Below are 2,344 nucleotides of genomic sequence, written 5' to 3'. Positions count from 1 at the left end.
GGCCGAGCTTGAGCGGCAACTGACCCAGATTGAAGTGGAGCGCGACGAGGCCGAGGGCGATGCGGGGCGTGAGTCCTTCCGCCTCTGGCTGCCTATTGCGCAGGAGGAGGTCGCGCGCGCCGAGCAGGTGCTGCTCAAGACCCGCGCTGATTCCCAGCGGGTGCGCGAGGAGCTGATTCAGGCCAACGCCGCCTTCAAGGCTGCGCAGTCCCTGCTGGAAAAACGTGAGGAAGAGGAGCGCGTTCTGCGCGCTCGGCGCGAGCAGGCCGAACTCGACGATCTTGCCCGCCGTCGCCGCCCGTTTTTTCTTTAACATGGGGCAGGGGCCACTGTTTGGTGGCGATAAACTGCAAAGCCATGAAAAAACGATGGCAAATGGCTCTTTTCTTATGTTTGATCCTTGAGAAAGCAGTGTGCGCCCGCTATCGCTTACAGATGGTAAGGGGCTGACAGTGATCGTGTACCATGCGACCCGTTTATCCCCACACTCGTGAGTGATTAGGAAGACGTATGCAACAGACAGCGCTGCCACCTGCAAAAATTTTTATTGCAACGCCATGTTTCGGCGGGATGGTGACACAGGAGTATATGGAATCCATCATTGCCTGCGCAGGTGTTCTTCAGGTTCCCATGACCCTCTCCCTTCTGGGGGATGACGCCATGATCAGCCGTGCGCGCAATACGTTGATGCACAAGTTCCTCACCCTCTCCGACGCGACACACCTGCTGTTCATTGATGCGGACATCGGCTTCCCGGCCGAGGCGCCCGCACGCCTGCTGGCCGCAGGCAAGGACGTGGTGGCCGGTGCTTACCCGATCCGCGAACACTTCTGGGACAAAACAACGCAGGAAAACATCCTGCGTGGCGAGCCACAGGACACCGCCACCCTGCGCTATGTGGGCGAGACGGAAGCCATGCACCAGCAGATTGAAAAAGGACCTATGGTCCAAACGCATTATGCTGGCACGGGTTTCATGCTGATCAGCCGTCAGGCGCTGGAGCGGATGGTCAAGGCCTACCCCGAGACCGCCTACACCCGCATAGACGCCGCCAACGGGGAGACGGGGAGCACCGCCTACGCGCTGTTCGATGGCAGCATCGACCAGAAAGCGGGACATACCAGAGCGAGGACTTTACCTTCTGCCGCCGCTGGCGCGAAATTGGGGGGGAAGTCTGGCTGGACACCTCCATCAATCTGACACATGCAGGCCGCGCCGCGTTCCATGGCAAGCCGGGCTGCCGTGTTGGCATGGTTCACCACAAGGGCGCCTAAGGTCGCAGTAGCACCACATGCCAGATAACAAAAAACGCCCCATCATCATCAAGCGTGGGGGTGATTCAGGCGAGCATGGTCACCACGGTGGCGCATGGAAAATTGCGTACGCCGACTTCATGACCGCCATGATGGCCTTCTTTCTGGTTATGTGGCTGCTGAATGCGACAACCGAAGAACAGCGCAAGGGTATTGCGCAGTTCTTTAACCCTATGGCGGAAAAAGACACCCGTCTTGGCTCCTCCAATGGCATGCTGGAAACCTCCCCCTCCCCCCTTACGGCGGGGACCACCCTGCGCAAGGTCAAGGATGGGGATGCCCCCGAGGATGATGGTGGCGAGCAGCCCGGTGCAAAAGACGCACCCCGCCGCTCGGAAGAGGGGGGCTCGCCCGATAATATTACCCGTGGGCTCAAGGCGCATCTGACCCCCGCATCCCCCGCCATTATTCCTGTTGGCGGGCCGGAAAGTGGTGGCGGCAAAAGCATTGGTACAATCGGGGTGGACAACCCCGTGGCCGCTGCCGCCGAACAGTCCAAGCTCGACAACATGGTGCAGGGGCTTGAGCAGTCCGTGGCGCAGAACCCCGATACGCAGGAGGCGGCCAAGAACATGTCCGTCTCCTTCGGGCGGGATGACATCCGGATTGAACTGCGCGACGCCAATAACACCCCCATGTTCGACACCGCTTCGGCCACACCCAATGCGGCAGGCCGCAAGATGCTGGAGCAGATTGGCGCATGGCTGGCCCCTATGCCCGAGCAGCTCTCCATTGTGGGTTATACCGATGCCGACCAGTACCGCGCCTCCAAGCGTGGTGGCATGTCCAACTGGACCCTGTCCGCCCAGCGCGCGGATGGCGCGCGTGAGGTGCTGGTCAGGGCGGGCTACCCGGACCGTAATATCCTCAGCGTTTCTGGCCGTGCGGACCGTGACCTCGCTTTACCGGCAGACCCCGGATCAGCCGCCAACCGGCGCGTGGTGCTTATTCTGCACCGCCGGTTTGTAAACCCCGGCCAGCCCGGCGGGGCCATTGTGCCCCTGCCTGCTGGTGGTGCGGCTCCGGCGGCT

Annotated in this window: 3 protein-coding genes; all 3 read left to right on the top strand. The window is 61.3% G+C overall.

Going from position 1 to position 2,344, the window contains the following annotated elements; genetic code table 11:
• Positions 1 to 313, top strand: a 313-nt coding sequence (locus tag JCM25146_RS22685; protein WP_025829247.1) for a hypothetical protein, incomplete at its 5' end; no start/stop codon positions are given.
• Between the two features lie 275 nt (positions 314 to 588).
• A complete protein-coding gene (locus JCM25146_RS20255; RefSeq protein WP_369347540.1) occupies positions 589 to 1,200 on the top strand; it encodes a hypothetical protein in 612 nt (203 codons plus the stop codon).
• Between the two features lie 91 nt (positions 1,201 to 1,291).
• Positions 1,292 to 2,344 (top strand): flagellar motor protein MotB (locus JCM25146_RS15775; protein WP_025829245.1); only part of this gene is annotated, 1,053 nt, incomplete at its 3' end.

Source organism: Acetobacter okinawensis JCM 25146 (genome assembly GCF_000613865.1).
Lineage (GTDB): Bacteria > Pseudomonadota > Alphaproteobacteria > Acetobacterales > Acetobacteraceae > Acetobacter > Acetobacter okinawensis.
The sequence above is the reverse complement of the archived record's forward strand: the minus strand, read 5'-3'. Positions and strand labels throughout refer to the sequence as shown.